Source organism: Spirosoma areae, from assembly GCF_054781775.1.
This window is the reverse complement of record NZ_BAAGTT010000052.1, coordinates 261729-285997: the sequence shown is the minus strand read 5'-3', so window position 1 is coordinate 285997 and position 24269 is coordinate 261729. Positions and strand designations below refer to the sequence as shown.

Genomic DNA, 24269 nt, shown 5'->3' with positions numbered 1-24269 from the left:
CATGAAACACCTGAAAATTGTCCTGATTCTGCTTGCCTTGTTACCGGGACGTTTTTCCCATGCCCAAACCTATAACGTAGTCGATTTTGGGGCCGTACCCAATGCAAAAACGCTCAATACCCAGGCCATTCAGAAAGCTATCGACAAATGCGCCGAAACGGGGGGGCTGGTCTATTTTCCCAAAGGCACGTTTTTGAGCGGCACCATTTTTCTCCGCAGCAACGTGACGCTGCATCTGTCGCCGATGGCCGTGCTGAAAGGCAGCCCATTGCCCCAGGATTACCCCGATATTTTCAAGACGTTGCCTCCCGGCGAAACCACCGGAACGCCGGCCACCAAAATCCGTAACCCGGATACACAAAGGCGCTGTCAGGTTGGATTTGTGGTGGCGCAGAATGTGCATCATGTGGGCATTGAAGGCACGGGTACGATTGATGGAAACGGCATGGAGTGGACCGGCAGCAAAGAGAACGACGGCCCCAACCGGCCCAATTGTGTCTTGTTTATTTACTGCGAGGATGTGCTGGTGAAAGATTTTACCCTTAAAAACTCCGTCAACTGGGCCACCTATTATTTGAAATGCAACCGGGTAAACATCAACCGGATGAAGATTAACAGTTTGGGCATCATTAATAATGACGGACTCGACATTGAAAGCAGCAACGTCAGCGTATCGGACTGCATCATCGAAAGCGACGACGACGGAATCTGCCTGAAAAGCAGTGATTATGAACCCATTGAAAATATCTCCATTACCAACTGCGTCATCAAATCCAACTGCAACGGCATTAAGTTTGGGACGGCCTCACTGGGCGGGTTCAAGAATGTGAGCATTTCCAACTGCGTCATCAGCAAGGTGCTGGCTACGAGACACTGGCCCTGGAACTGGCATAAAGAAATGAAAGACATCGAGCTGCCCGTGTCGGTGCTGGCGGGTTTGGCCTTAGAACTGGTGGATGGAGGCACGATGGAGAACATCACCATTACCAACATTTCGATGCGGGATGTGCAAACGGCCATCTTTGTGCACCTCGGCAACCGGGCCCGACGCGAAAAACCGACCGACCCCGTTCGTCCGCCGGGTGTGCTTAAAAATGTGATTATCAGCAACGTTAACGCCATCAGTCACAGCAAAATCACCAATTCCATTTCGGGGCAACCCGGCTACCCGGTCGAGAATATTCAACTCAGCAACATTCAAATCAACAGCATGGGCAAAGGCACCGCCGAAGAAGCCAGTATGCCCGTTCCCGAACGGGCAGCGGTCTACCCCGAGCAGCGCATGTTTGGCTACTCTCTGCCCGCGCATGGTTTTTACCTGCGTCATGCCAAAAATATCACCTTCCAAAACGTTGATTTTCAATTGCGAAACCCCGACCGGCGGCCCGCCTACGCCTTCGACGATGTGAAAGATGTTTTTATCAAAACGAAAGACAACCCACCTTTCCAGGTGAAAGACGAGCCGAAACAAACGACGTATTCGCCTGAGAGAAACTAAGGAAATCAGTCAGGCTGCGGCATGGCCATACCATCAGAAACCCGATGAGAAAACTACAGAACCGCAACGGCGGTGGTGCCGGAACGCCGGACCGGGCATTCCGACCGTTCCGATGGTGGATTGCCGTCCTGCTGATGGTGGCCACAGCCTTGAACTACCTCGACCGGCAAAGCCTGCCGATGGTGGTTTCTGAATTACGAAACACCATCCCCATTGATGACATCGCCTTCAGCCGGTTGAACTTCCTGTTTCTGCTGGCCTACGGACTGATGTACATCGGTGGCGGGCAACTCGTGGATTGGCTGGGTCCTAAAGTTAGTTTGATAATCATGGTCACCTGGTGGTCGCTCGCCAACATGATGCACGGGCTGGTGTCGGGTCTGGCCGGTCTTTTTGTGGCCCGGTTTTTATTGGGGTTGGGCGAAGGCGGTGGTTTTCCGGGTTCGGCCAAAGTGGTTTCGGAGTGGTTTCCGCCCAAAGAGCGGTCGTTTGCCTTTGGCTTGTTCAATACCGGGTCGGCCATTGGCGCCATGCTGGCCCCGCCGTTAATCGCGGCCATCGTCCTGTCCTTTTCGTGGCGGTGGGTCTTTGTGTTCACCGGATTAGCCGGTTTTGTCTGGGCAGGTATCTGGTATTTTTTGTACAATCATCCCACAAAAAGCCGTTTCGTTACTGACCCGGAGATGGCGCTGATTTCAGGAGCCGGTACTACCGACACCGAAAAAAAACCGGCTGATTTTGACATCACCTGGCCAAAGCTGTTTGCATACCGGCAACTGTGGGGCTTGTTGGCCGCTAAGTTTTTGATTGATGCGGCCTGGTATTTTGTCATTTTCTGGCTACCCAAATACCTTGCCGATGCGCGGGGGCTGGATATTAAGGCCATTGGCGGGTTTGCCTGGATACCCTATGCCTTTGCGGGCGGAGGCAGTTTTCTGGGCGGCTGGTTGAGCAGCTACCTGATTAAAAAGCGGGTCTCGCTCGATACGTCGCGGAAAATTACACTGGGGATTGCCGCTGCGCTGTTGCCTGCCACGTTGCTCATCACCCAGTCGCCACTGAGTTTGGCCATCGTCTTTTTTAGCATGGCCATGTTTGGTCATCAGGCTTTTTCGACAATTTTACAGACCGCCTGCACCGACCTTTTCCCCAATAAAGTGGTTGGAGCCGTGGCAGGACTTGCCGGGAGCGCCGGGTGTTTTGGGGCCATGCTGTTCAGTCTCCTGGCCGGGCAAATGGTCCATAACTTCGGCTATTCACCCGTGTTTATTCTGGTGGGGCTGATGCACCCCCTGGCTTTTTTGCTGGTCATGCTTATTATCAGGCGTTTTGTTCAGGTTCAGCCACTGGCTCACCCCATAACGCAACCCCAGGTACTTACCAATGAGCCTTAAACGTAAGGTTACGAGATGAATTTCAATCATACATTAGTCGTCGGCGTTGCGCCCACCCGGCGCGGAATTTCTTCGAATCGGAAAGGGGCCTTTACCCCGGAAGCGGCTATGGCGAATAAAAACCAAACACTGGAGGCCATTCAGCACCTCAGCGATGAACAGGTTGAGCTGGTGACCATCGACTGGCTGAACGACGAGGGCATGATGTTCGATTATGCCCATGCCGACCTCATTGCCCAGCATTTTAAAGCGGCCGGGGTCGATGCGCTGTTCGTGCCGCATTGCAATTTTGGCTGCGAAGAAGCCGTGGGCAAACTCGCTAAACTGATGCAGAAACCCATACTGCTGTGGGGCGCAAGAGACGAGGCTATCGGCGAAGATGGCAGCCGCGCGACCGATACCCAATGCGGTTTGTTTGCCAGCAGCCGGCTGATGCTGCGGTATGGCGTGCCTTATACCTACATCGAGAATTGCCGGGTACAGGACCCACCCTTCGGCAAAGGGTGGGTCCTGTTTTTATCGGTCGCTTCGGTGGTAAAAACATTCCAGAATCTACGCATCGGGCAGATAAGCTCGCGCCCGAAATTCTTTACCAGCGTGATGTACAACGAAAGCGAACTCATGGAAACGTTCGGCATCGAAATTGTACCCATCAACATCGGCGTTGTGAAGCAGAAAATGGACGAAATCCGGCAAACCCAGGGCGAAACCATCGAGCGCATTTCCGACGACTGGTGTGGCAAAATTGACTGCTCAGAGCCGGGTAAAGACTGGACCAAAAAAGTGGCCGCCCTCAAACTCACCTACCAGGAACTGGCCAATACTTACCAATGCACCGCCCTGGCGTCGGAATGCTGGACGGTGATGCCGCAGGTACTGGGCGTGATGCCCTGCTTAGCCCTGGCTGAACTGACCGAAGCGGGCCTGCCCGTTAGTTGCGAAACCGACGTAAACGGCATCATTACGTCGATGCTGCTAACGGCAGCCGCTCGTGGCAAAACGCCCTCGTTTTTCGGTGAATTCACCATGCGCCACCCCGACGACGACAACACGGAGTTAATCTGGCATTGCGGGCCGTTTCCGCATTCGCTCAGGAAGGACGATGCCAGGCCCCGAATAGTGCAGGAGCGCCCCAATTGGGAGATTAAAGGGGGCGACATTACCATTGCCCGTTTCGATGGCGACCGGGGCAGCTATAAACTCTTTGCCGGACACGCTGAGGGCGTCGATGGACCTAAAACAACCGGAACATACATCTGGGCGAAAGTAGACAACTGGCCGAAATGGGAGCGTAAGTTCATGGAAGGGCCTTATATTCACCATGTTTCGTGTATTCACGGGCAGTATGCCACTGTGCTGAAAGAAGCCTGCAAGTATATTCCCGGATTGGAATACGACAGTCCTGACAGAAATTAATCCATAAACTTGCCCTTCCGCTCAATTAATGCGTTTCCTGGAAAAACAGGGTTTCACTCTGGTATTGGCTAACAAGTGATTAGGGCAACGGGAATGATGGTGAAGAACGTATCAGGCTGTAAGAGGCTGTCTAAAATTCTAAAATTGCCTGATTGCCCCCGTCGCTGCCTCCGTGGCGCGGTGAGGACACAGCGACGGGGAATCCGCAGGTAATTTTAAGAAATTTAGCCAGCTTCTTATCGTTTCAATATGTTCTTCATGTCGGGTGGTCCCGAAAAACTTTCTGAATACCTCCATCAACGATTGGACCCCTTATGATTGACATCAAGCGATTAGACCATATTCTTATCTGCATTCCGGAAGGCAAAACGGCCGAGGCCCGCGCCTTCTACGGGCAGGTGCTCAAGCTTACCGAAATTCCCGGTACGCATCCCGCCGGGGCCATCTGGTTCGCCATCGCCGATATTCAGTTGCACCTGCGGGAAGAAGCCCCGGGAAACCTCTCCCTGCGCCATCCCGCCTTTGAAGTCGCCGACCTGAATGCGGCTAAGCAGGAACTGGAGCAGAACGGAATTGTTATTTCCTATTCGTCGGATATAGACGGACGGCAGCGGTTTTTCTTTCGCGATCCCTTTGGCAATCGCCTTGAACTGCTCCAGTTTACCCAGGAGCGGTAAGCTCAACATCTGGCGGAAAGATAGCCTCCTTTCCGCGTAGCATTCACAATGCACAAGTTTATGATTGCCCACCGGTTTACGTCAAAACTCCATTAATTTCCGATATTGACAACCCATATACTCTGGTTGGTTTCCTATTGAAAAAATTACTCGTTATCGCCGGTCCTACGGCCGTTGGTAAAACCGCCCTGTGTGTTCAATTAGCGAAAATGCTGCAAACCGATGTTGTCTCGGCAGACTCGCGGCAACTGTATCGTGAACTAAACATCGGCACAGCAAAACCCACCGTTGCCGAAATGGACGGGGTTCGGCACCATTTCATTAATTCACATTCGATTACCGACACCGTGAACGCCGGGCGTTATGAGCGCGAATGCCTGGCGTTGTTAAGCAGCCTGTTTCAGCAAAAAGACGTCGTAATTTTGTCGGGGGGGACAGGCCTGTACATCAACGCGGTCTGTTTCGGTCTCGATGACATCCCCACTGTAGACCCGGCTCTGCGGGAACGCCTGTTTGCCCGCCTGCAACAGGAAGGCCTGGATGTGCTTCGGAATGAGTTGCGGCAGTTGGATCCAATGTACGCACAAACGGCCGATTTGCAGAATCCAGTTCGGGTAACGCGGGCCTTAGAGGTGTGTCTGGCAACCGGACAGCCTTATTCATCGTTTCGTCGGCAGCAGACAGCAGAACGAATTTTTCGGCCGGTGCTGGTTGCCCTCGAACGCCCCCGACAGGAACTCTACGCCCGCATTGACGCCCGGATGGACGCAATGCTGGCGGCTGGCTTAGTCGATGAAGTTCGCTCATTGATTCCTTATCGACACCTACCGGCGTTGCAAACGGTTGGTTATCAGGAGATATTTCCGTTTTTAGACGGCACCTATGACTACGCTGAGATGGTTCGTCTTCTCAAACGCAACTCCCGACGCTACGCCAAGCGGCAACTCACCTGGTTTCGCAACCAGGGAAATTATCAGTGGCTTGGGCCAGAGGAAGAGATTTTAAATAGAATGATGAATGATTTTTTGTAGAATCATTCATCATTCATCATTCATCATTCATCATTCATCATTCTATTGCGCCCGGTAGGCCAGCATACCGCCAATAACGTTGCGGACGTTGTTGAAACCATTTTGTTCCAGAATCTGCTGCGCCATGCCGCTGCGTTTTCCCGACCGGCAATGCACAATCACCTCTTCATCCTGCAACCCGTCGAGTTCATCTAAGCGATACGATAAATCGCCCAGGGGAATCAGCGTAGCGCCAATGTTATCGGCTTCGTATTCGTCGGGTTCACGAACATCGAACAGATTCAGTTTATCCCCTTTGTCGAGTCGTTCTTTCAATTCCTGTACGGTAATATCCATCGTTAGTCGTTCGTGGATAGTCAGTAGTCGTTAGTTAATGACCGCCAGCATCAGCTACCGGCAACTACTAACTATCAGCAAATGACTATCGATTGGTTTTAATGTTGAATAATCAATTTTTGTACGGCTGTTCGCTGGCTGGCAAAAAGCCGGATTAAATATAAACCATCGGGCAGATAACTCAAATCCAGGTGGCGTTGTCCCCGGTTGGGCTCAATCGTCACCAATAACTGGCCAGTGCTGTTCAGTACCTCTAAGCGAGTCAGATTCGGCTCATCCCACTGAATCAGGCCGGACGTTGGATTTGGGAACGCACGCAGGGGGGCGAATGGTTCGGGGGCGGCCGTTACAACCGTATCCGGTTTTCCGCCCATAACGGGCCGAAGCAGAAAGGCTCCCTGTAGGTTCAGCGAGGCCGAGGTAAGGTTTTGCTCCCAGTTGGTGCCGCCATTGTAGAATATGTGCGAACCAAACGGGCTGTTTTTGTCGAAACCCAACCGGAACAACGTGGTATCGCTGCTGCTAATCTGCTGGTAGCCAACAAAAAATGTATCTTTTACCGAAACGCTCTTGTTAAATTTCAACTCAACAAACCCATTGCGCGACGTTGGGTACTGCGTTGGAAACGATTGCTGGTAAATAGGTGAACCTGGCCGACCCGCCAGATTTGCATACACCCGAATCACAAACGTCTGCCCCGTCTGATTGGGGCTAAACGGAACAACGCAGACCCGAACGCCTGCCACCGCATCGGGCTTGTTCAGGATAAACCGCACCGCTACCTGCTCGCGCTGCCTGATTTGCTGGGCATACTCCCAGGTGCCATCGTCGTAAGCGTAATAATCATCGAGGGCGGCAACCGCCGAAAGCGTATCGTTTTGGCGCAGATTAACACCCGGAATCGATGGGTTCTGATCGTCGGTAGTCAGCAAATCGACTTTATAGCGTAATAAAGCACGGGTGGCTGAGCCAAAACCCGTGGCGGGCGATGGCCTGACCTTTTTGCGTTGCGAACTCAGCGAGGCAATCAGCACTGAATTTGTTTGTGGATCATTCTGAACAATGCGCCCCGTCACGTCATCGCGCACCGTAAAGCGAAAGCTTGTGAAATTGAAGTTATTGAAAAGGTTGTTGATATCGGTCATGACCGAGTCGGCGGTTTCGGCGGCTGCATTAACCACGTACTGCGTTAATGGCATGGCCGTATAGCGTTTCAGGAACGGGCTAAGATTCTCCCGCAGGGCTACGTCTTTCACAAATCGGTCATTCCTCGACCGGCCTTTGTTGAGGTAAATATAGTCCAGATTCCAGGTGTCGAATGGTCCTGACTCGCGCCCGTAGGAGCGAAAGCGAAACGCAAAGCCGCTGTGGAGATACACAGGGTTGCGAACAGAAACAAATTCCTGCGGGAAGTTATTGTTGATCGTGCCGCCTTCTTTTTTCCACTCCGTTCGCCAGATACCGGTTCGGTCCAGAAATTGAAGCGTCAGGGAATCGCCCGCGTCGGGCAGTTCCCCAAATCCTTTGATTTGCCAGTAGAAACTCAGGTAAACCGAATCGGCTGCCGATAAGCCTGCCAGGTTGATGGGCTTCGATGCCAGCGTATCGGTATAGCCCTGCGACAACGGATTGATTTGCCCATAGGGCCGCCCATTAGCCTGTAGCCCATCGAACGACGCAACATTGACCGTTGGCTGGTTAATGGCCATCGTGTTGTTGATATACACACCACTGCCAGGCTGCCACCGGACGGGATCGGGATGATCGAGACCGGGGCGACCGGAAGCCGTTGAGAAGTCATCGAAAAACGGCAGACTCAGCGGGGCTTGCCCGAACGCCACCGGCCCCGATAACTGGCACAGAATGGGCAAAAAACCGCGCAGGAATCGCTTGATAAGCACTACATACGGCAAACTAAATCCATCAATTCTCATTTGGCATTGGTGCCGGAAGCAAGTTTCATTGATCCGGCTCGATTGGCCCCACAATCCATAAATCCATTGTTTCACCCACGCGGATGCGTTCGCCCGACCGGGCTTCGGGCCGCTGGCGAACTACTGTTCCAACCTCTTTTTCGGGATCGTCAACAGGAATAATCGTGCCAACTTTCAGGTTCGATCCCTGAATGGTCAGCTTTGCTTCATCCAGCGGCTTGCCAATCACATCGGGAACGTCGAACATAGTGATGCCCAAACCATTCCCGATTTCAAGGTCAATGCTGGCTCCTTTCGGTACGGGCGTTCCGGGCGTAATTTCTTTCCCGTTATAAAGTTGACGAAGTACCGCGTTCTTGGCTACATCGGGCACGTAGGTGGCGTCGCCCCGCAGCAGACCCAAGGATCGCAGGTTTAGTTCGGCGCTGCGAAGCGTCAGGCTAACCAACTGGGGCATCTGCACCATTGGCGCCACCCGCTTAGTGATGGTAACGTATATTTTACGGCCTTCTTTTACTTTTGAGTTGGCTCTTGGATACTGCTGAATAATCGTCAGGGGCTGAGCTTCGGCTACAAATGTGCAATCGCTGACCTCATAACGCAGGTCGCGATCTTCGAGCAGGTTCTCCATTTCATCCAGACTCAGACGGGTTACATCGGGCACGGTAATCGTTTGGCCGTGATTGGTTGTGTAGGGCAGATAAAGAAAGAAAAACGCCAGAAACAGGACAGCCAGCAGGGCCAGAATGATGCCAATATGAACCAGCAAATCAGAAAAAGAGCGGGCGCTGATTTTAGTCATTCAGGGTTGGTAATTAGTGGAGTGGGTGGAGTACGTGAACGATGCAAAGTAAGTAGACTGGTGGAGTGGATGAAACGACTTCACGTTGTTCACCCGGTTGTCAGCCTCACTTAATTCACAAAAGTAACTGAAGCAGCGAGCATTTTTTTGACATACTTTCCAATAATATCAAATTCCAGATTCACCGTGTCCCCAGCTTTCAGATCGCCGAAAGTTGTATGTTGATAGGTGTACGGAATAATCGTTACCCGAAACCGGTTAGATTCTGAGTTAAAAACGGTTAAACTCACTCCATTGATACATATCGACCCTTTTTCGACGGTTATATTGTCGGAAGTCGCACTGTAGTCAAAATCGAACAGCCAACTGCCAGCCATATCCTGCACGTTCGTGCAGATGCCCGTCTGGTCAACGTGCCCCTGCACAATGTGCCCATCAAAGCGCCCATTCGCGGGCATACAGCGTTCGAGGTTGACCCGGTCGCCCGTTTTCAGGAAGCCGAGGTTGGTTTTCTTTAGCGTTTCATCAACCGCCGTCACGGTATAACTATCCTCCGCTACGCTCGTGACCGTCAGGCAAACGCCGTTGTGACTCACGCTCTGGTCGATTTTCAGCTCAGAAGCGAGGGATGAGTTGAGGGTGAAGGTCAGGTTGGTGCCGTCGGTCTCAATACCCGACACGATGCCGGTGGTTTCAATAATACCTGTAAACATAAGCGTCAATAATTGTTAGTCGTTGGTCGATAGGAATCCGTCAGGGCTTGTTCAGGCGTCAAACGACTGATGACTGACCACTATCGACTACTATAAACAGCGAACTGCCAAAGGGGGTTCGGGGAAGGAGCTTTTGCTCAATTCGCACGATTCGGTACAGCGTTTCGTTCAGCCACGCGCCCGGCAGATACACATCGGACTGGGCGTTTTTCGGATTTCGCCAGCCCAACCTCAGTTGCAGCCGCTGCCACTGGCGCATCAGCAAAATCGGGACGGATAAGGCAAAACTCCAGTAGGTCGAAAATCGGATATGCAAGCCAGCTTTGGGCACTAATCGCTCAAAATCGGCCCGAACAAATCGTTGAACAATACCAACGGCAAGGTCGTGCTGCCCTTCAAACGCCCTGAAAGCGTTGTTATTACTCAGTAGAATGCCCCTGGGTTTCAACCGACGCGCGAGGGCGGCCAGTAAAACCAGCAAATCAGCGTCAGCAAAATAGCAAAACACGTCGTTACAAATGATAACATCGTACTGCATTTCTGGCTCAAAATCGGTGATTTTAGTTAACTCAACCAGCGAGACGACAAGGCCACGCTCGTGGCAAAACGCAACGGCATCAGTCGACCCGTCGATGCCCCGCCCGTTGGTGTAGCCCCGCCGACGCAGGAAATCAAGCAGACCGCCCGTTCCGCAGCCAGCATCCAAAAGGGTTATATCGCGCTGATTGCCAAAGTATTGATGCAGACTTGCTTCTACTCGCTCGTGCAGGCTTCGATACCACCAAAGCTGGCCTTCCAGCCGAAACATTTTTTCGTATTCTTCCGACCGACCGATCATTGTTTTGTCAATAGTCGTTGGTCGATAGTCAAAAGGCGTTCTGCGTGTGACATACTAACAACTATCGGCTATCGACTTTTTTTCCACATACGGCGGCAGTCCGCTGTGGGCCATAAATAATTTACCAAGGTATTCGCCCAACACCCCCAGACAAAGCAGTTGCAGGCCTAAACCCGTTACGATGCCCCACAGAACGATGCCCCATCCGGGCACCAGCAGCCACTTCATCAGCCCGGCAATCAGTAAAAATAATCCTGTGAGCAACCCCAACCCTAAAAACAACCCACCGATGGCAGTAAACAAACGAATCGGCCAGAGCGAATAACCGATAAACACGTTCAGAAACAGTCCGATAAGTTTGCCAATGGTGTAGTTGGAACGGCCTTCCGTGCGGGCATTGTGCGGCACTTCGACACTGCCGACATTTCGGGTTACGCGAAAAATCAGCCCGTCGATGTAGGGATACGGCCCGCGATACTGAACAAGCTCATCCACCACCCCGCGCCGAATGAGCTTAAAACTCGACAGATATAAATCACGCGGTTTCCCAATCGAATAGGTTGTTAACCGGTTTATGAACCAGCTTCCTGCGTTGCGAAACCAGTGATGCTGCTTTCGGGCATAGCGGCTATACACAACATCGTAATGCCCGTTTTCGGCAACGTCCAGCAAGGTCTGGATGGCTTCGGGCGGGTTCTGAAAGTCATCGTCGATAATAACAACGTATTGGCCGGTAGCATGAGTAAGTCCGCATAGTACAGCGTTAAACTCGCCGAAATTCCGGCGCAGCGAAATAAATTGAATATTGCCGTAGTACGTCGCTACCTGTTGGCAAACCGTTTCTGAGCGGTCGGCGCTCCCGTCATTCACCAGTACAATCTCGAAGGCGCGTCCGGCCAGGCAGGCCTGTAGCCGCTCCACCAGCAGACCAATGGTTCGCTCGCTGTTATAAACCGGGATGACGACGGACAGATGCATGGGTTGAAAACGCGAACGAGTGAAAAGCTGGCGCATCCGGTTTTACTCGTTCGCGTTTGTAGTCGTTTGTTTTTTAATCTCACCAAATTGATTTATCATATCAACTATGTACACCACCTCTTCATCCGTGAGGGTGGGGTTAAGTGGCAAACTGACGACTTCCCGATGCAACTGCTCTGAAATGGGCAGGCGCAGATGGGCAAATGATGCATAGGCCCGTTGCTGATGGGGAGGAATCGGATAATGCACGTCGGTGCCGATGCCTCGTTGGTGAAGGTAAGCCCGCAGGTCATCGCGCCGGGGGTGTCGAATCACAAACAAATGCCAGACATCTTCTTCAAGCTGCTCAGAGGGTGGCAATACCACATCCGGGTTGCGAATACCGTCGAGATACTGCCGGGCCAGCGCTCGTCTTCGGTTATTTTCCGCATCGAGCCTGGGCAGTTTAGCCGACAGGATAGCCGCCTGCAGTTCATCCAGCCGACTGTTGTGTCCGGGGTAGTCGTTCACATATTTCTGTGTCGAGCCGTAGTTTCGCAAGGCCCGCAACCGGTCGGCCAATGCGTCGTCGCTGGTCGTAATGGCGCCGGCATCGCCCAGAGCGCCCAGGTTTTTGCTGGGGTAAAAACTCCAGCCAGCCGCATCGCCCAGATTACCTGCCCGTCGCAGGCCCGTCTGTTCGCCCCTGTAGGTTGCTCCGTGTGCCTGGGCGGCATCTTCGAGAACAGTCAACTGATAGCGTTGCGCCAGAACACTGATTGGATCCATCTCGCAGCATCGGCCATATAGATGAACGGGCAGAATTACCCTCGTGCGGGCGGTTATGGCCGCTTCTATCCGGGCTGGGTTCAACAGATACGTGTGCGGGTCAGGCTCAACCCACGCAGGCGTCAGCCCAGCCTGTGTAATGCTCAGAACCGTAGCAATGTAGGTATTCGATGGAACGATTACCTCGCTGCCTGGCGGAAAATCCCAGGCTTTTAACACTAATGTCAGGGCTTCGAGGCCGTTCGCTACGCCAATGCAATGGCGCGTGTGACAATAAGCGGCAAACTGGCGTTCAAAAGCGTCTACCTCGCGGCCCAGAATATACCAGCCTGAGTCAATAACGCGCTCAATGGCCGCCTGAATAGCGGGCTGATGCGGTTTATTTACCCGTTGCAGATCCAGAAACGGAATCATTCGGAGCCGACCATTGCCGATTTGCCAAGCCGTCGGCTATTCGGGTATGGTTCATAGATATAATCCTCTTTGTCGTAGGGCTCATTGGAAACAACCAACAGAATGGCGTCCTCGGAAAATTCGGCCATCGTGTGCCAGTCTTCGGGAGCCAGCACAAGGCATTGGCGCGGGCTTCTCAATCGAAATATGGTCTCTTGTTTTCCGTTGCAACTATACACCTGGCAACTTCCACTCAGGCAGATAAGGGCATGCCAGGCGCGGTGGTGCCGATGGCCCGCGCGGGCCGTGATTCCAGCTTCGTAGATGTAGAAAACGCGCTGAATGACACCGGGAATAATGTTTTCAAAGACCGTTAAATTCCCGGTGTCAGAGGTGAATGTTTTTAAGTCGTAGAGTTTAGGCATTGGCATCATGTTTAGTTTGCAGAGTGAGTTAGTTGTAATGGGGCATTAAAGTTATTAAAAACTGAGTAAAAGAAAATTGATTTAACCCGCCGGAATTAGACGCAGTCAATTATTTTTAACCGGCTTGCTAAATAGTTCATTATGAGCATATACTACTCGTGTGTGTAACTAAATAGTGACATGGCCAATGCGCCGGGCTAAGGACAATTGCCTGCCTGATAAAAGTAGATTTGGATTGATTTTAATCATAATGCGTTTCGCCTGCTTATTTTGTCAGCTCTATACTTAATTTATAAAATTGCTGTGCTATGCTAAAAAATAGGTTCTTCCTGACGGGACTTTTTTTTGTTGCCCTCATCGTGTTGTATTACACCTTTTTTGATGGCGGTAACATGACCTCGGCCGATGGCCTGGCCAAGTCGATTTCTCCCGAAACGTATCGGCAGCAGATCGACACGAAGCGTGCGGAAAAAGACCGCTTCTTTCGGACAGACGCCGAGTCGCCGATTGCCGATAAAACGGCGTTTAAGAAGCTTACTTATTTTGCGCCTGACCCGGCCTACCGCGTAACTGCCCGACTTGAACCTTTTGCCGATAAAACTCAGAAACTCGTTGTTCGAATGAGCGATGGCAGCGAAGAAGTGTATGACAAGTATGCCCATGCCGTGTTCAGTCTGAATGGTGAAGCCTGCCGATTGCTGATCGTAAAACTCCAGAACACGTATTCGGTCCTGTTCAGGGACGCTACGTCGGGCAGGGAGACTTACGGTGGTGGGCGTTACCTTGAACTCGATCCGGCCACGCTTACTGATAATCGCACCCTACTCGATTTCAACACCGCCTACAATCCCTATTGTGCTTATAATCCAACCTATGCCTGCCCCATTCCTCCCGCCGAAAATACCCTTTCAATAGCCATAAAAGCCGGAGAGCGGTATCATTGACAGGGGAGAAAAGGAATACATCACAACCTTTCTCCTTTCATCCTCGTATGGCTATGGGCAGAAGATACGTTTATCAGCCCTCGGTTTTAACCGGGGATTCGCTCCGTCACTCACGAAAACCCACAACTAAAGCTGTGGGCTGAAAACTCCTTTCCTGCCTTTTCCCGTTCGCCCCTCTCCGCCCTTTCCTGCTTTCTCCCTACCTTTGCAGGAGTTATCTGCTTTGCCCCTATATGGAAGTTTCGTATAAATGGTTACAAGAATTCATTGAATTGCCCGAGTCGCCCCAGGAAGTTGGTAAACTACTGACTGCGACGGGTCTGGAAGTTGAAGGAATTGAGAAAATTGAGGCCATTCCGGGTGGGCTGGAGGGTGTTGTGATTGGCGAAGTAGTAACCTGTACCAAACACCCGGATGCCGATAAACTGAGCCTGACAACCGTAGATGTTGGTGCCGAACAACCACTGCCTATTGTTTGTGGCGCGCCCAATGTTGCCGTCGGGCAAAAAGTAGTGGTTGCGCTTGTAGGCGCCACACTGCACCCCCAATCAGGATCACCCTTCCAGATTAAGAAAGCCAAAATTCGGGGAGCAGCATCCGAAGGCATGATCTGTGCCGAAGATGAAATCGGCCTGGGCACGTCGCATGATGGTATTCTGGTGCTGAATACAGATTTGCCAAATGGTATGCCCGCTGCCCGTTACTTCAACCTCGAAGCCGACTATCAGATTGCCATTGGCCTGACGCCTAACCGCATCGATGCCGCGTCGCATTTGGGCACCGCCCGCGATTTGAAAGCCGTTCTGAAACGCTCCTTAACGCTGCCCTCGGTCGATGCGTTTGCCATTACTACCACCGACCTGACGCTCGATGTGCGGGTAGATGATCCGGAAGCCTGCCCGCGCTATACCGGCCTTACCATCCGGGGACTGACGGTTGGCGAATCGCCGGACTGGCTGAAAAAACGTTTGTTGAGCATTGGTCTGAATCCCATCAATAACATTGTGGACATAACGAATTTCGTTTGCCACGACCTCGGCCAGCCTCTCCACGCCTTTGATGCCGATAAGATCGTCGGCAAGCAGGTGATTGTTAAAACCCTGCCCGAAGGAACACCTTTTGTTACCCTCGATGGTATGGAGCGAAAGCTAACCGTTACAGACCTCATGATTTGCGACGCTGAAAAGCCCATGTGTATAGCGGGCGTATTTGGTGGGCAGCATTCGGGCGTATCAGCGCAAACAACCAGCATTTTTCTGGAGTCAGCGTATTTTTCGCCGGCATCGGTGCGGAAAACTGCCCAGCATCATGGCCTGAAAACCGATGCATCGTTCCGGTTTGAGCGGGGCACTGACCCAAACATGCCGGTGTTTGCTCTCAAGCGGGCCGCGCTGCTCATTCAGCAGGTAGCCGGGGGGACGATTAGCTCCGGCATAACGGACATTTATCCGGCCCCAATTGAGTTCTTTCGGGTGCCGGTCCGATATCGCAACATCGACCGGCTGATTGGGATTCAGATTGACCGGGCTGAAATCATGCGGATTCTGAACGCGCTGGATATTCAGGCCGATGAACAGACGCCGGAAGGTTTTGTAGCCGTTGTGCCGCCCTACCGCGTAGACGTGACCCGCGAGGCCGATGTAGTTGAAGAAATTCTCCGTATTTATGGCCTGGACAATGTGCCGCTTTCGGTTAACCTTGCCGCCGATTCCCTGTCGACGTTTCCTAAGACCGATCCCGACCAGTGGCAAAACCGGGTGGGTCAACTCATGGCGGCCAACGGTTTTTATGAGATACTAACCCTGTCGCTCACCCGGCCAGCCTATCACGAGGCCATCCGGTCTTCGTTGCCCGGCCCTGATGTAACCTTGCTCAACCCCCTTAGCGACGAACTGTCGGTGATGCGGCAAACGCTGTTATTTTCAGCGCTCGAAACGCTGGTTTACAACCTGAACCGTCGGCAGAAAGACCTGAAAACGTTTGAGTTCGGCAACGTGTATCATAAACATCAGCTTGAAGATGGCAGTACTAAATACGTTGAACAGATGCGGTTAAGTTTAGCCATGACTGGCAATCAGCAGGGCGAAAGCTGGCTGCAAAAAGGTCAGCCGGTGGTGTATCATGACCTGTCGACGGCGGTGCAGCGGGTGCTGAATCTGTTCCGTATTAAACCGTTCGATACGCAGCCCGCCGACGCAACCCTGTTTCAGTATGGGCTGACGTATGTCGTCAACAAAAAAGCAGTGGTAAGTTTAGGGCTTATTCAGCCAAAACTTACGAAATTAGTGGACCTTAAACAGCCCGTCTTCTACGCTGACTTCGATTGGCAGGCGTTGCTGAAGCTATCGGCCACTAAGGCCCGGTACGAAGAAGTGGCTCGGTTCCCCGATGTTCGGCGCGATTTATCGCTGGTACTCGATAGCAGTGTCACATTTGAGCAGATCAGTCGGCTGGCTCGTCAAACCGAACGGAAACTACTACGGGCTATAAATGCGTTTGACGTGTATGAAGGCGAGAACCTGGGTGCTGGCAAGAAAGCGTATTCCGTCAGTTTCACCTTACAGGATTCGACCCAAACATTAACGGATGTACTGATTGATAAAACCATGCAGCGACTCATGACCGCCTTTGAGCAGGAATTGGGCGCGGTGATCAGAAAATAATGACTGAATGAGTAAATGAGTGAATATTTTCTCGCCTATTATTCACTCATTCACTCATTCGCTCAATCACTCATTAAATCCCGTGGTTAGCGAACACCAGATTATTGCGTTAATTAACCAGTTGGAGCGCAAACTCGAACTGCTCGGTGGGCTGTATACCGATGCCAAAGATCAGGTGGGGCAGTTAGAACGGCAGAACGATGCGTTACAGGAAAGCCTGAAAGAACAGCAGAATTTGGTGCGTGACTTGCGGAAAAAACCTGTTATTTCAGAAAAAAATACATCAAAGTCAAAAGATGTTGGTATAATTGTAAAAGACAATCTGTCTGAGACAGATACGAATGCCGAATTAAAACAACAACTCGACGAGTATATCCGGGAATTGGAACGGTGTATAGCTCACTTGAGTAGTTTGTCATAAACCTAAATTGGCTCCGGGGATAACCCAACCTGAGCCGACCGCAGCGATGGAAGAACTGCCAATTCGCCTGACAATTGCCGACCGGACCTACCGGCTAAAAGTAGAGCCGGAACTGGAAGCCATTGTGCGCGAAGCCGCTAAACAGATTCAGGAGGATCTGAAACAATGCCGGGCAATGGGCATCAGCGACACACAGGAAGCCCTGGCGCGGATAGCCTTCGACTGTTTAGTCGACAAGCTCAGGGGAGAACGAAAAATGCAGCGACTACAACAAATGGTATTTGACAAAATCACTCAGTTGGACCAGGTTGTCACGCCGGTCATTACAAGTTGATACAATGAATAATGCACAGTGTACAATGAACGCTGAAACGCGTTTACTTTTACGTACTAACCAGTATACATTTTACATTATTCATTACTAATTCGGCACACGTATCGCAGCAGGTTGATGGTTTATTTGTTCAACCCTAACGATATAGTCCAATGGACATTCCAGTTTGGTTTACTATCCTTGCCGCCCTCGCCGGAGGGGGTATTGGTATATTTATTGGCCGCCAGATGATGGCGGGCGTTCGCGCAAAGCACGAAAAAGAAGCCGAAGAGCAGGCGGCAATGATTTTAAAGAATGCTGAGTTACAGGCCGAAACCATCAAGAAAGACCGAGTGCTGGAGGCAAAAGAGAAGTACCTGAAACTGAAAACGGAATTTGAAGAAACCACGAATCAGAAACGAAATCTACTCCTCCAGAACGAGACTAAACTCAAGCAGCGCGAGCAACAGTTAACGCAACAGGCCGACCAGCAGCGAACCCGCGAGGGCGAACTAAACCAGCAACGCAACGAACTTGGGCAGCAAAAAAATAGCCTCACTCAACAGATTGACGCCCTGACTAAACGCCGGGAAGAGGTAGACCGGCGGCAGCAGGAAGCCGACCGGATGCTGGCCGACCAGGTAGCACAACTCGAAAAAATTGCGGGTTTATCGGCCGACGAAGCCCGCGATCAACTCATCGAAACGCTGAAGGCCGAAGCCGAAACGCGTGCCAGTTCCTACATCAAAAACATCGTTGAAGAAGCCAAACTGACCGCTACAAAAGAAGCCAAAAAGGTCGTGATTGAAACCATTCAGCGGACCGCCACCGAACACGCTATTGAGAACTGCGTGTCGGTTTTCAACATCGAATCCGACGACGTGAAGGGTAAAGTTATTGGTCGGGAAGGGCGCAATATCCGGGCACTCGAAGCTGCCACCGGTGTCGAAATCATTGTTGACGACACGCCCGAAGCCATCATTATTTCGGGATTTGATCCGGTTCGGCGCGAAATTGCCCGGCTGTCGCTTCACCGGCTTGTGCAGGATGGCCGCATTCACCCGGCCCGTATTGAGGAAATTGTGGCCAAAACCCGCAAGAACATTGAGGACGAAATTGTGGAAATCGGCGAGCGGACGGTCATCGACCTCGGCATTCACGGCCTGCATCCCGAACTGATTAAAATGGTAGGCCGGATGCGCTTCCGGTCGAGCTACGGTCAGAACCTGCTTCAGCACTCGCGTGAGGTTGCCAAACTCTGTGCGACAATGGCCGCCGAACTGGGACTGAACGCCAAATTAGCCAAACGCGCCGGGTTGCTCCACGACATCGGTAAAGTGTGGCCCGAAGAAGCCGAACTTCCCCACGCCATTCTGGGCATGGAGTTGGCCAAGAAGTTCAAAGAGAACCCCGAAGTCATCAATGCCATTGGCGCTCACCACGATGAAATCGAGATGACCACCCTGATTTCGCCCATTGTGCAGGTCTGCGATGCCGTGTCGGGTTCGCGGCCCGGCGCCCGGCGCGAGATGATGGAGTCGTACATCCGGCGACTCAAAGAACTCGAAGAGTTAGCCAGTAGTTTTCCCGGCGTTCAGAAGTGCTATGCCATTCAGGCGGGTCGTGAACTCCGCATCATGGTCGATGCCGATCACGTTTCCGACGAGCGGGCGGGTGTGTTGTCGTATGAAATTTCGCAGAAAATTGAGAAAGAAATGCAGTATCCCGGCCAGATTAAGGTAACCGTCATTCGGGAAATGCGGGCTGTGGCTTACGCGAAGTAATTTTTAATGAATAATAGATAATGAAAAATGTACAATGAGTAAGGGGCCAGCTAACCCGTTATCCATTGTACATTTTTCATTATCTATTACTCATTATACATTTAATCTAATATGGATTTTTTAACCACTGCTTTATTGCTCCTCGTGGGTGCAGGTGGGGGCGTTGCCCTCGCCAATACATTACGCAAACGCACGGGACGGTCCGACGCTTCGGTCACCGACGTTCGGCGTGATTCGGTTTTACTTCTGGAGCGCATCGAGAAAGTATTCAAGGTTGTGATGGCCGAAGGGTACTTCTCCGAAATTTATAATTACCAGGACCAGAAAAAAATTCTTTACCTGCTCAACGACCCCAAGAAAGCAATGGTTATTGCCAAATCGAAAGTGCTGGTTGGGTTCGACTTTGCCAAAGTTCGGTTTCGGGTGCCGGAAGAGGGTGACAAAAAATTAATTATTGAAGCATTCCCCGAACCGGAAATCCTTTCGATTGATACCGATTATAAATTCTACGACATCCAGGCGGGTTTCCTGAATCACTTTAGCGGAGCCGATTACACGCAGATTCTGGATGAAGCCAAGCAGGCCATGAACGAGCGGGCCATGCAAAGCGACCTTCCCAAAATTGCCAACAACCAGATTCAATACATGATGTATCAGTTGGCGAGTTCGATGGGTTGGCAGCTTCAATTGCCCGAAGCCGAGCAGCGTCAGTTGGAGGCCCTGAAAGCGAAGGCAGAGGCCGAAAGCAATAGCCGACGTGAGTTACCGGCAGGTGAATAACTTTTTGACTCGTCAGGCGTTTGTTTTTTAACACGATCATCCTGAGTACTCAGGATGATAAATTTCAAACGCTCTGGCCGAATGCGCTTCATCTACTTCGTTTTATTCATCCCATTCCTTACCCAGGCCCAGGTCGATACCGACGGCGGGCGATTCTGTCAGGCGGGTAAAGTTCGCTATTTTGGCCGGTTGGCGGCTAACCCGAAGGCCCGGCTTGCCTACCCCGGCGATGCCACCATTGATGTTACCTATTATGGTCTCGATCTTCGCCTGACGCATACGCCCAACAACCTGCGCGGAGCCGCAACCATTACCCTGAAAAGCACAGCGGCTACCATTAACTCGTTCTTTCTGGACTTAAACTCAACCACGGTGGCAACCGGCGAAGGCTTACGGGTAGATTCTGTGAAAGTAGGTAATCAGAAGCTTACCTTTCAGCACGCGCAAAATCGCCTGACCATCACGCCCCCGCAGCCCTTAACCAACGGACAGGCACTCACGCTCACCGTATTTTACCAGGGCGTACCCATCAGCAATCAGGGAAGTTTTCAATTTGGGCGGCACGAGAATAACACGGAACCATCCATCTGGACGTTGAGTGAACCCTATGGCGCACCCGACTGGTTTCCGTGCCGGGATACCCCCGCCGACAAGGCCGATTCGTCGTCGGTCCGGATCACAGCACCCGCTCGCTTTGTGTCGGTGTCCAACGGCACCTTAGTCAGCACAACCGACAATCCTGACGGCACCCGCACCTACTTTTGGCGCAACAGTTACCCCATTGCTCAATACCTGATTTCGCTGGCTATGTCGAACTATGAACGGTATGACACACCGTTCGCCTATGGCACGCAGACCATGCCCGTCACGCACTACATCTATCCCGAAATCCTGCCGCAGGTACGTACTAACCTGAGCCTGACGCCTACCATGCTGGCCCTGTTTACGAATCGGTTTGGGCCATACCCATTTCTACGCGAGAAATACGGCCACGCGCAGTTCGGGCTGGGAAATGGCGGGATGGAACACCAAACCATCAGTTCAATGGAAGTGAGAGCGCTTACGCCTGCCGTGATTGCCCACGAATTAGCACACCAATGGTTTGGTGATAAAATCACCTGCCGCGACTGGCAGAATATCTGGCTCAACGAAGGCTTTGCTTCCTATGCCGAAGCCGTTTATGCCGAGTCGGTCAATGGCCAGACGGGTTATCAGGCCTATATGAACAGTTTTATGACCGGCGCCCGCGCTGCACAGGGCACGCTGTATGTCGAGGATATCAGTAACATCAATAGTATTTTTAACAGCAATCGAACCTACGCGAAAGGCGCAACAGTACTGCACATGCTGCGGGGCGTTGTGGGTGACAGCACGTTATTCCGTATTTTACGAACCTATGCGGCCAGCCCCGCTTTAGCCTACAAAACGGTAGTGACGGAAGATTTTCAGGCCATAGCCCAGCAGCTTGCTAACCAAAATTTAGATTACTTTTTTAAAGAGTGGGTTTATGGCGCAGGGTATCCAACCTACAAAGCAACCGTTTCGGGTGGTGGAACCGGCACCGTTAGCGTGCGGCTGGAGCAACGAAACACGACGGCCACCAACCCAACGTCGTTTACGATGCCGGTGCAGCTTAAAGTGCAGTCGGCGGCCGGCGACACAACCGTAACCGTTTTCAACGACCGCGCCGATCAGACCTTTACGTTACCCGCGCGGGGCACCGTCACTAACGTCGTCATTGACCCCAACAATCGGATTCTGAAGGCAGTAGACACATCGACCGGCAGCGTGGTCACGGCATTGACTGAACCTAAATTGGGCAGGCTACGGGTTTATCCAAACCCAACCACCGAGACGCTGGCCGTTGATTTTACCATAACATCGGCTGGAGCCGTGACGCTGTCACTCACGAATCTGCTCGGTCAGCGGGTTCGCGGAACGAATGAGCCGAACCTGGCTCCGGGCGAGTATACCCGCACGCTTAACCTGCGCGGCCTGCCGACGGGTCGCTACACCATTACGGTCGAAGCACCGGGCGGACCTCAGAGTCAGGTGGTTTTGGTGCGCTGACGATGGCAGGTAACGCTAATTCATAGCCAGCGGCTAATGAACTCACCGAAAACGTCTTTATATTGATCGCTAACCGGAATCGTCGTTGTGCCCATCTGCACGGAGTTACGCGTAACGGCATTAATCCGATTGAGGGCGATGATAAACGACCGATGCACCCGCATGAACAGGTTGGCGGGTAATTTCTCTTCGAGTGCTTTCAGGCTCGTTAACGATAGCAGCGGCCTGGTCGGATCGCTTTGGCGATACACTTTCACGTAATCTTTCAGGCCTTCCATATACAGAATATCGCTGTACGCAATCCTGACTAACTGGTATTCAACTTTCAGGAATAAATAGTCATCGGCGGCTTCGGCGGGCACGGCTGGCAGGCTGGCAATCGACACAGGTTCAGTGCGTTGCACCAACTCGAAATAATGGCGTGCCTTGCTGGCAGCCCGCAAAAACTCTTCGTAGTTGAATGGCTTAAGCAGGTAATCCAGGGCATCGACCCGAAAGCCATCGAGGGCAAACTGATCAAAAGCGGTTGTAAACACAATTCGCGTTGTATGAGCGCCCCGATTGCTGCGTTCCAGGACGCGGGCCAGCTCCAGGCCGGTCAGGTCGGGCATTTGAATATCCAGGAAAATAACATCCACCGACTGGTGCAGCAAATGCTGGAGGGCTTCTACGGCACTGCTAAACCGCCCGGTCAGCTTCAGAAAGGGCGTTTTTTCGATAAATGCACAAACCAGTCCCAACGCCAGGGGTTCATCGTCGACGGCAATGCAGGTGAGCGTCATGACAGGTTCAGGGTTAGGTGGACGTGGTATTCACCCGCTGGCGTATGCTCATTGATTTGAAGTGCGTACTGACCCGGATAGAGCAGATCAAGCCGCCGACGGGTATTGGTCAGCCCGATGCCGTTGCCCGCTTCGAGCGACGGTGTTTTTTCAACAAATAAGGTATTATGAACGTCCAGCAGCAACGTCGCCTGCTGTTGTTGGATAGCTATGTGAATCCGGCTCGGATGCAACGCGCTAACACCGTGTTTGAAGGCATTCTCCACAAAGGGTAAGAGCAGCATTGGCGCAATGGGTTGATCATGCAGCGGAGTAGGCGACTGCAGACTAACCGTTACTTTATCGGTTAGCCGGAGCTGCATGAGCTGGATGTAATCGCTGACAAAGGACAATTCTTTGCTCAGCAAGGTGGTGCCCGTCTGGGTTTCGTAGAGCACGTAACGCATCATCCGCGAGAGCCGGTGCAGGGCTTCGCGGGCAGTTTCGGCGTCAATTAAGGTCAGTGCGTAGATGTTGTTGAGCGTATTGAAGAAAAAGTGCGGGTTGATCTGAGCCTTTAAAAAAGACAGTTCGGAGGTGGTTTTGGCCTGCTCCAGAGCCGTTCGGAGATTTGCGTCGTCCTGCCATTTCTGCGACAGGGCAATGCTCGTACTGATGGCCAGCACGAGCACAATCGTAAACACCGACGGCTGAATCCAGCCGTACACTTTAGGCTGTCCGCGCCCATCGGGATGAAAAGCCCGGTGCATGAGCGTAGCTAAATCAAACCACAACTCAACGGCTCCCAGTAAAATAAGTATGGTAAGCATAATGCCGAGCAAAGCCAGTACGTACCGGCCCGACTGCCCCTGCAGGAGTAACTGGGGAACCAACCACTGGGAGTTCATATAGAACATGGCGACCATCAGCCCAAAAAAAAGTATTTGTTTAACCCAGAATAAATTGGGGAGCCGAATGTCGGAATTAAAGGACTGGGAGAAAAAAAGCAGGTAGCCCAGCAAAATCCAGCCCAGCCCATGAATGAGCCAGGTAACGTAGCGACGGGAAAACAGGGTAGCAGCCATAATCAGTTGAAACGCTGCAAGTTTACATCAAATCCCAAACCCATCCGCAGCCAATCGCTCGGTACGCCGGATTTGCCGATGGCTGGACTCTTTTAACCGACGAATGGCCCGTTTTCAGAAAGAACCCGGGCTGTAACCCATTCATCGGCTAAAAGGGGGTATCTGCCGACGTTTACCCGCCCCCGGTCTATTGCGGTTGCGGGATTCATCAAGTGGTTGTTGCTTTGAGTTGTCAATTCGTGAAA

Annotated in this window: 22 protein-coding genes; 12 read left to right on the top strand and 10 right to left on the bottom strand. The window is 52.0% G+C overall.

Features of this window, described 5'->3' with window-relative positions; translation table 11 throughout:
* Position 1 precedes the first annotated feature (1 nt).
* The 5 genes from ACYVI1_RS30105 to miaA all read left to right on the top strand — a co-directional run bounded on the left by ACYVI1_RS30105 (position 2) and on the right by miaA (position 6016).
* Positions 2-1498 carry a glycoside hydrolase family 28 protein gene (locus tag ACYVI1_RS30105; protein WP_460915241.1) on the top strand — a complete coding sequence of 499 codons (1497 nt, stop codon included), beginning with the start codon at positions 2-4 and terminating at the stop codon, positions 1496-1498.
* 44 nt (positions 1499-1542) lie between these two features.
* Positions 1543-2892 (top strand): MFS transporter, encoded by a 1350-nt coding sequence (locus ACYVI1_RS30100; RefSeq protein WP_460915239.1) that lies wholly within the window; start codon positions 1543-1545, stop codon positions 2890-2892.
* Between the two features lie 15 nt (positions 2893-2907).
* The gene (locus ACYVI1_RS30095; RefSeq protein WP_460915237.1) at positions 2908-4308 is read left to right on the top strand and encodes an L-fucose/L-arabinose isomerase family protein; all 1401 of its coding nucleotides are present in this window, start codon (positions 2908-2910) and stop codon (positions 4306-4308) included.
* Between the two features lie 314 nt (positions 4309-4622).
* Entirely contained in the window at positions 4623-4985 is a 363-nt protein-coding gene (locus tag ACYVI1_RS30090) for a VOC family protein (protein WP_460915236.1), read from the top strand.
* Between the two features lie 137 nt (positions 4986-5122).
* Positions 5123-6016: a tRNA (adenosine(37)-N6)-dimethylallyltransferase MiaA gene (gene miaA, locus ACYVI1_RS30085; protein ID WP_460915234.1), complete on the top strand. Its 894-nt coding sequence runs from the start codon at positions 5123-5125 to the stop codon at positions 6014-6016.
* A gap of 42 nt (positions 6017-6058) precedes the next feature.
* Here the strand turns inward: miaA and ACYVI1_RS30080 are convergent, their stop codons facing one another.
* The 8 genes from ACYVI1_RS30080 to ACYVI1_RS30045 all read right to left on the bottom strand — a co-directional run bounded on the left by ACYVI1_RS30080 (position 6059) and on the right by ACYVI1_RS30045 (position 13203).
* Positions 6059-6352 (bottom strand): rhodanese-like domain-containing protein, encoded by a 294-nt coding sequence (locus tag ACYVI1_RS30080; RefSeq protein ID WP_460915232.1) that lies wholly within the window; start codon positions 6350-6352, stop codon positions 6059-6061.
* Positions 6353-6450: 98 nt separating this feature from the next.
* Complete coding sequence (locus tag ACYVI1_RS30075) at positions 6451-8286, bottom strand: T9SS type A sorting domain-containing protein (protein ID WP_460915230.1); 1836 nt, start codon at positions 8284-8286, stop codon at positions 6451-6453.
* Between the two features lie 25 nt (positions 8287-8311).
* A complete protein-coding gene (locus ACYVI1_RS30070) occupies positions 8312-9088 on the bottom strand; it encodes a PASTA domain-containing protein (RefSeq protein WP_460915229.1) in 777 nt (258 codons plus the stop codon).
* 110 nt (positions 9089-9198) lie between these two features.
* A complete protein-coding gene (locus ACYVI1_RS30065; protein WP_460915226.1) occupies positions 9199-9801 on the bottom strand; it encodes a riboflavin synthase in 603 nt (200 codons plus the stop codon).
* A gap of 58 nt (positions 9802-9859) precedes the next feature.
* Positions 9860-10639, bottom strand: coding sequence for a class I SAM-dependent DNA methyltransferase (locus tag ACYVI1_RS30060; RefSeq protein ID WP_460915225.1), 780 nt, complete (start codon positions 10637-10639; stop codon positions 9860-9862).
* A gap of 54 nt (positions 10640-10693) precedes the next feature.
* The gene (locus ACYVI1_RS30055; protein ID WP_460915322.1) at positions 10694-11617 is read right to left on the bottom strand and encodes a glycosyltransferase family 2 protein; all 924 of its coding nucleotides are present in this window, start codon (positions 11615-11617) and stop codon (positions 10694-10696) included.
* 42 nt (positions 11618-11659) lie between these two features.
* On the bottom strand, positions 11660-12799 hold the full coding sequence (locus ACYVI1_RS30050) for a DegT/DnrJ/EryC1/StrS family aminotransferase (RefSeq protein ID WP_460915223.1): 1140 nt from the start codon (positions 12797-12799) through the stop codon (positions 11660-11662).
* The gene (locus tag ACYVI1_RS30045) at positions 12796-13203 is read right to left on the bottom strand and encodes a sugar 3,4-ketoisomerase (RefSeq protein ID WP_460915221.1); all 408 of its coding nucleotides are present in this window, start codon (positions 13201-13203) and stop codon (positions 12796-12798) included. The genes ACYVI1_RS30050 and ACYVI1_RS30045 overlap by 4 nt, the downstream gene beginning before the upstream one ends.
* Before the next feature lie 308 nt (positions 13204-13511).
* Here ACYVI1_RS30045 and ACYVI1_RS30040 point away from each other — a divergent pair, with 308 nt between their 5' ends.
* From ACYVI1_RS30040 to ACYVI1_RS30010, 7 genes are all read left to right on the top strand, one after another.
* Positions 13512-14147 carry a DUF1684 domain-containing protein gene (locus tag ACYVI1_RS30040; RefSeq protein WP_460915219.1) on the top strand — a complete coding sequence of 212 codons (636 nt, stop codon included), beginning with the start codon at positions 13512-13514 and terminating at the stop codon, positions 14145-14147.
* A gap of 233 nt (positions 14148-14380) precedes the next feature.
* On the top strand, positions 14381-16810 hold the full coding sequence (pheT, locus tag ACYVI1_RS30035) for a phenylalanine--tRNA ligase subunit beta (protein ID WP_460915218.1): 2430 nt from the start codon (positions 14381-14383) through the stop codon (positions 16808-16810).
* An 82-nt stretch (positions 16811-16892) separates the two neighbouring features.
* Positions 16893-17231, top strand: coding sequence for a hypothetical protein (locus ACYVI1_RS30030; protein WP_460915217.1), 339 nt, complete (start codon positions 16893-16895; stop codon positions 17229-17231).
* A gap of 46 nt (positions 17232-17277) precedes the next feature.
* Entirely contained in the window at positions 17278-17565 is a 288-nt protein-coding gene (locus ACYVI1_RS30025) for a cell division protein ZapA (protein WP_460915215.1), read from the top strand.
* Positions 17566-17717: 152 nt separating this feature from the next.
* Complete coding sequence (rny, locus tag ACYVI1_RS30020) at positions 17718-19328, top strand: ribonuclease Y (RefSeq protein ID WP_460915213.1); 1611 nt, start codon at positions 17718-17720, stop codon at positions 19326-19328.
* Positions 19329-19439: 111 nt separating this feature from the next.
* Entirely contained in the window at positions 19440-20108 is a 669-nt protein-coding gene (locus tag ACYVI1_RS30015) for a DUF4230 domain-containing protein (RefSeq protein WP_460915211.1), read from the top strand.
* An 81-nt stretch (positions 20109-20189) separates the two neighbouring features.
* Positions 20190-22178: a M1 family aminopeptidase gene (locus tag ACYVI1_RS30010; RefSeq protein ID WP_460915208.1), complete on the top strand. Its 1989-nt coding sequence runs from the start codon at positions 20190-20192 to the stop codon at positions 22176-22178.
* A gap of 20 nt (positions 22179-22198) precedes the next feature.
* On the opposite strand, the gene ACYVI1_RS30005 is transcribed toward ACYVI1_RS30010, so the two are convergent.
* Both ACYVI1_RS30005 and ACYVI1_RS30000 read right to left on the bottom strand, forming a co-directional pair.
* On the bottom strand, positions 22199-22960 hold the full coding sequence (locus tag ACYVI1_RS30005; protein ID WP_460915206.1) for a LytR/AlgR family response regulator transcription factor: 762 nt from the start codon (positions 22958-22960) through the stop codon (positions 22199-22201).
* Entirely contained in the window at positions 22957-24024 is a 1068-nt protein-coding gene (locus ACYVI1_RS30000) for a sensor histidine kinase (RefSeq protein ID WP_460915205.1), read from the bottom strand. The genes ACYVI1_RS30005 and ACYVI1_RS30000 overlap by 4 nt, the downstream gene beginning before the upstream one ends.
* Positions 24025-24269: the final 245 nt, after the last annotated feature.

Coding starts and splice junctions, on each gene's coding strand:
- rny (WP_460915213.1), top strand. CDS start 17,718: ATGGACATTCCAGTTTGGTTTACTATCCTTGCCGCCCTCGCCGGAGGG.
- ACYVI1_RS30045 (WP_460915221.1), bottom strand. CDS start 13,203: ATGCCTAAACTCTACGACTTAAAAACATTCACCTCTGACACCGGGAAT.
- ACYVI1_RS30040 (WP_460915219.1), top strand. CDS start 13,512: ATGCTAAAAAATAGGTTCTTCCTGACGGGACTTTTTTTTGTTGCCCTC.
- ACYVI1_RS30075 (WP_460915230.1), bottom strand. CDS start 8,286: ATGAGAATTGATGGATTTAGTTTGCCGTATGTAGTGCTTATCAAGCGA.
- ACYVI1_RS30050 (WP_460915223.1), bottom strand. CDS start 12,799: ATGATTCCGTTTCTGGATCTGCAACGGGTAAATAAACCGCATCAGCCC.
- ACYVI1_RS30100 (WP_460915239.1), top strand. CDS start 1,543: ATGAGAAAACTACAGAACCGCAACGGCGGTGGTGCCGGAACGCCGGAC.
- ACYVI1_RS30080 (WP_460915232.1), bottom strand. CDS start 6,352: ATGGATATTACCGTACAGGAATTGAAAGAACGACTCGACAAAGGGGAT.
- pheT (WP_460915218.1), top strand. CDS start 14,381: ATGGAAGTTTCGTATAAATGGTTACAAGAATTCATTGAATTGCCCGAG.
- ACYVI1_RS30015 (WP_460915211.1), top strand. CDS start 19,440: ATGGATTTTTTAACCACTGCTTTATTGCTCCTCGTGGGTGCAGGTGGG.
- ACYVI1_RS30070 (WP_460915229.1), bottom strand. CDS start 9,088: ATGACTAAAATCAGCGCCCGCTCTTTTTCTGATTTGCTGGTTCATATT.
- ACYVI1_RS30010 (WP_460915208.1), top strand. CDS start 20,190: ATGCGCTTCATCTACTTCGTTTTATTCATCCCATTCCTTACCCAGGCC.
- ACYVI1_RS30060 (WP_460915225.1), bottom strand. CDS start 10,639: ATGATCGGTCGGTCGGAAGAATACGAAAAAATGTTTCGGCTGGAAGGC.
- ACYVI1_RS30000 (WP_460915205.1), bottom strand. CDS start 24,024: ATGGCTGCTACCCTGTTTTCCCGTCGCTACGTTACCTGGCTCATTCAT.
- ACYVI1_RS30055 (WP_460915322.1), bottom strand. CDS start 11,617: ATGCATCTGTCCGTCGTCATCCCGGTTTATAACAGCGAGCGAACCATT.
- ACYVI1_RS30090 (WP_460915236.1), top strand. CDS start 4,623: ATGATTGACATCAAGCGATTAGACCATATTCTTATCTGCATTCCGGAA.
- ACYVI1_RS30025 (WP_460915215.1), top strand. CDS start 17,278: ATGGAAGAACTGCCAATTCGCCTGACAATTGCCGACCGGACCTACCGG.
- ACYVI1_RS30095 (WP_460915237.1), top strand. CDS start 2,908: ATGAATTTCAATCATACATTAGTCGTCGGCGTTGCGCCCACCCGGCGC.
- ACYVI1_RS30005 (WP_460915206.1), bottom strand. CDS start 22,960: ATGACGCTCACCTGCATTGCCGTCGACGATGAACCCCTGGCGTTGGGA.
- ACYVI1_RS30105 (WP_460915241.1), top strand. CDS start 2: ATGAAACACCTGAAAATTGTCCTGATTCTGCTTGCCTTGTTACCGGGA.
- ACYVI1_RS30065 (WP_460915226.1), bottom strand. CDS start 9,801: ATGTTTACAGGTATTATTGAAACCACCGGCATCGTGTCGGGTATTGAG.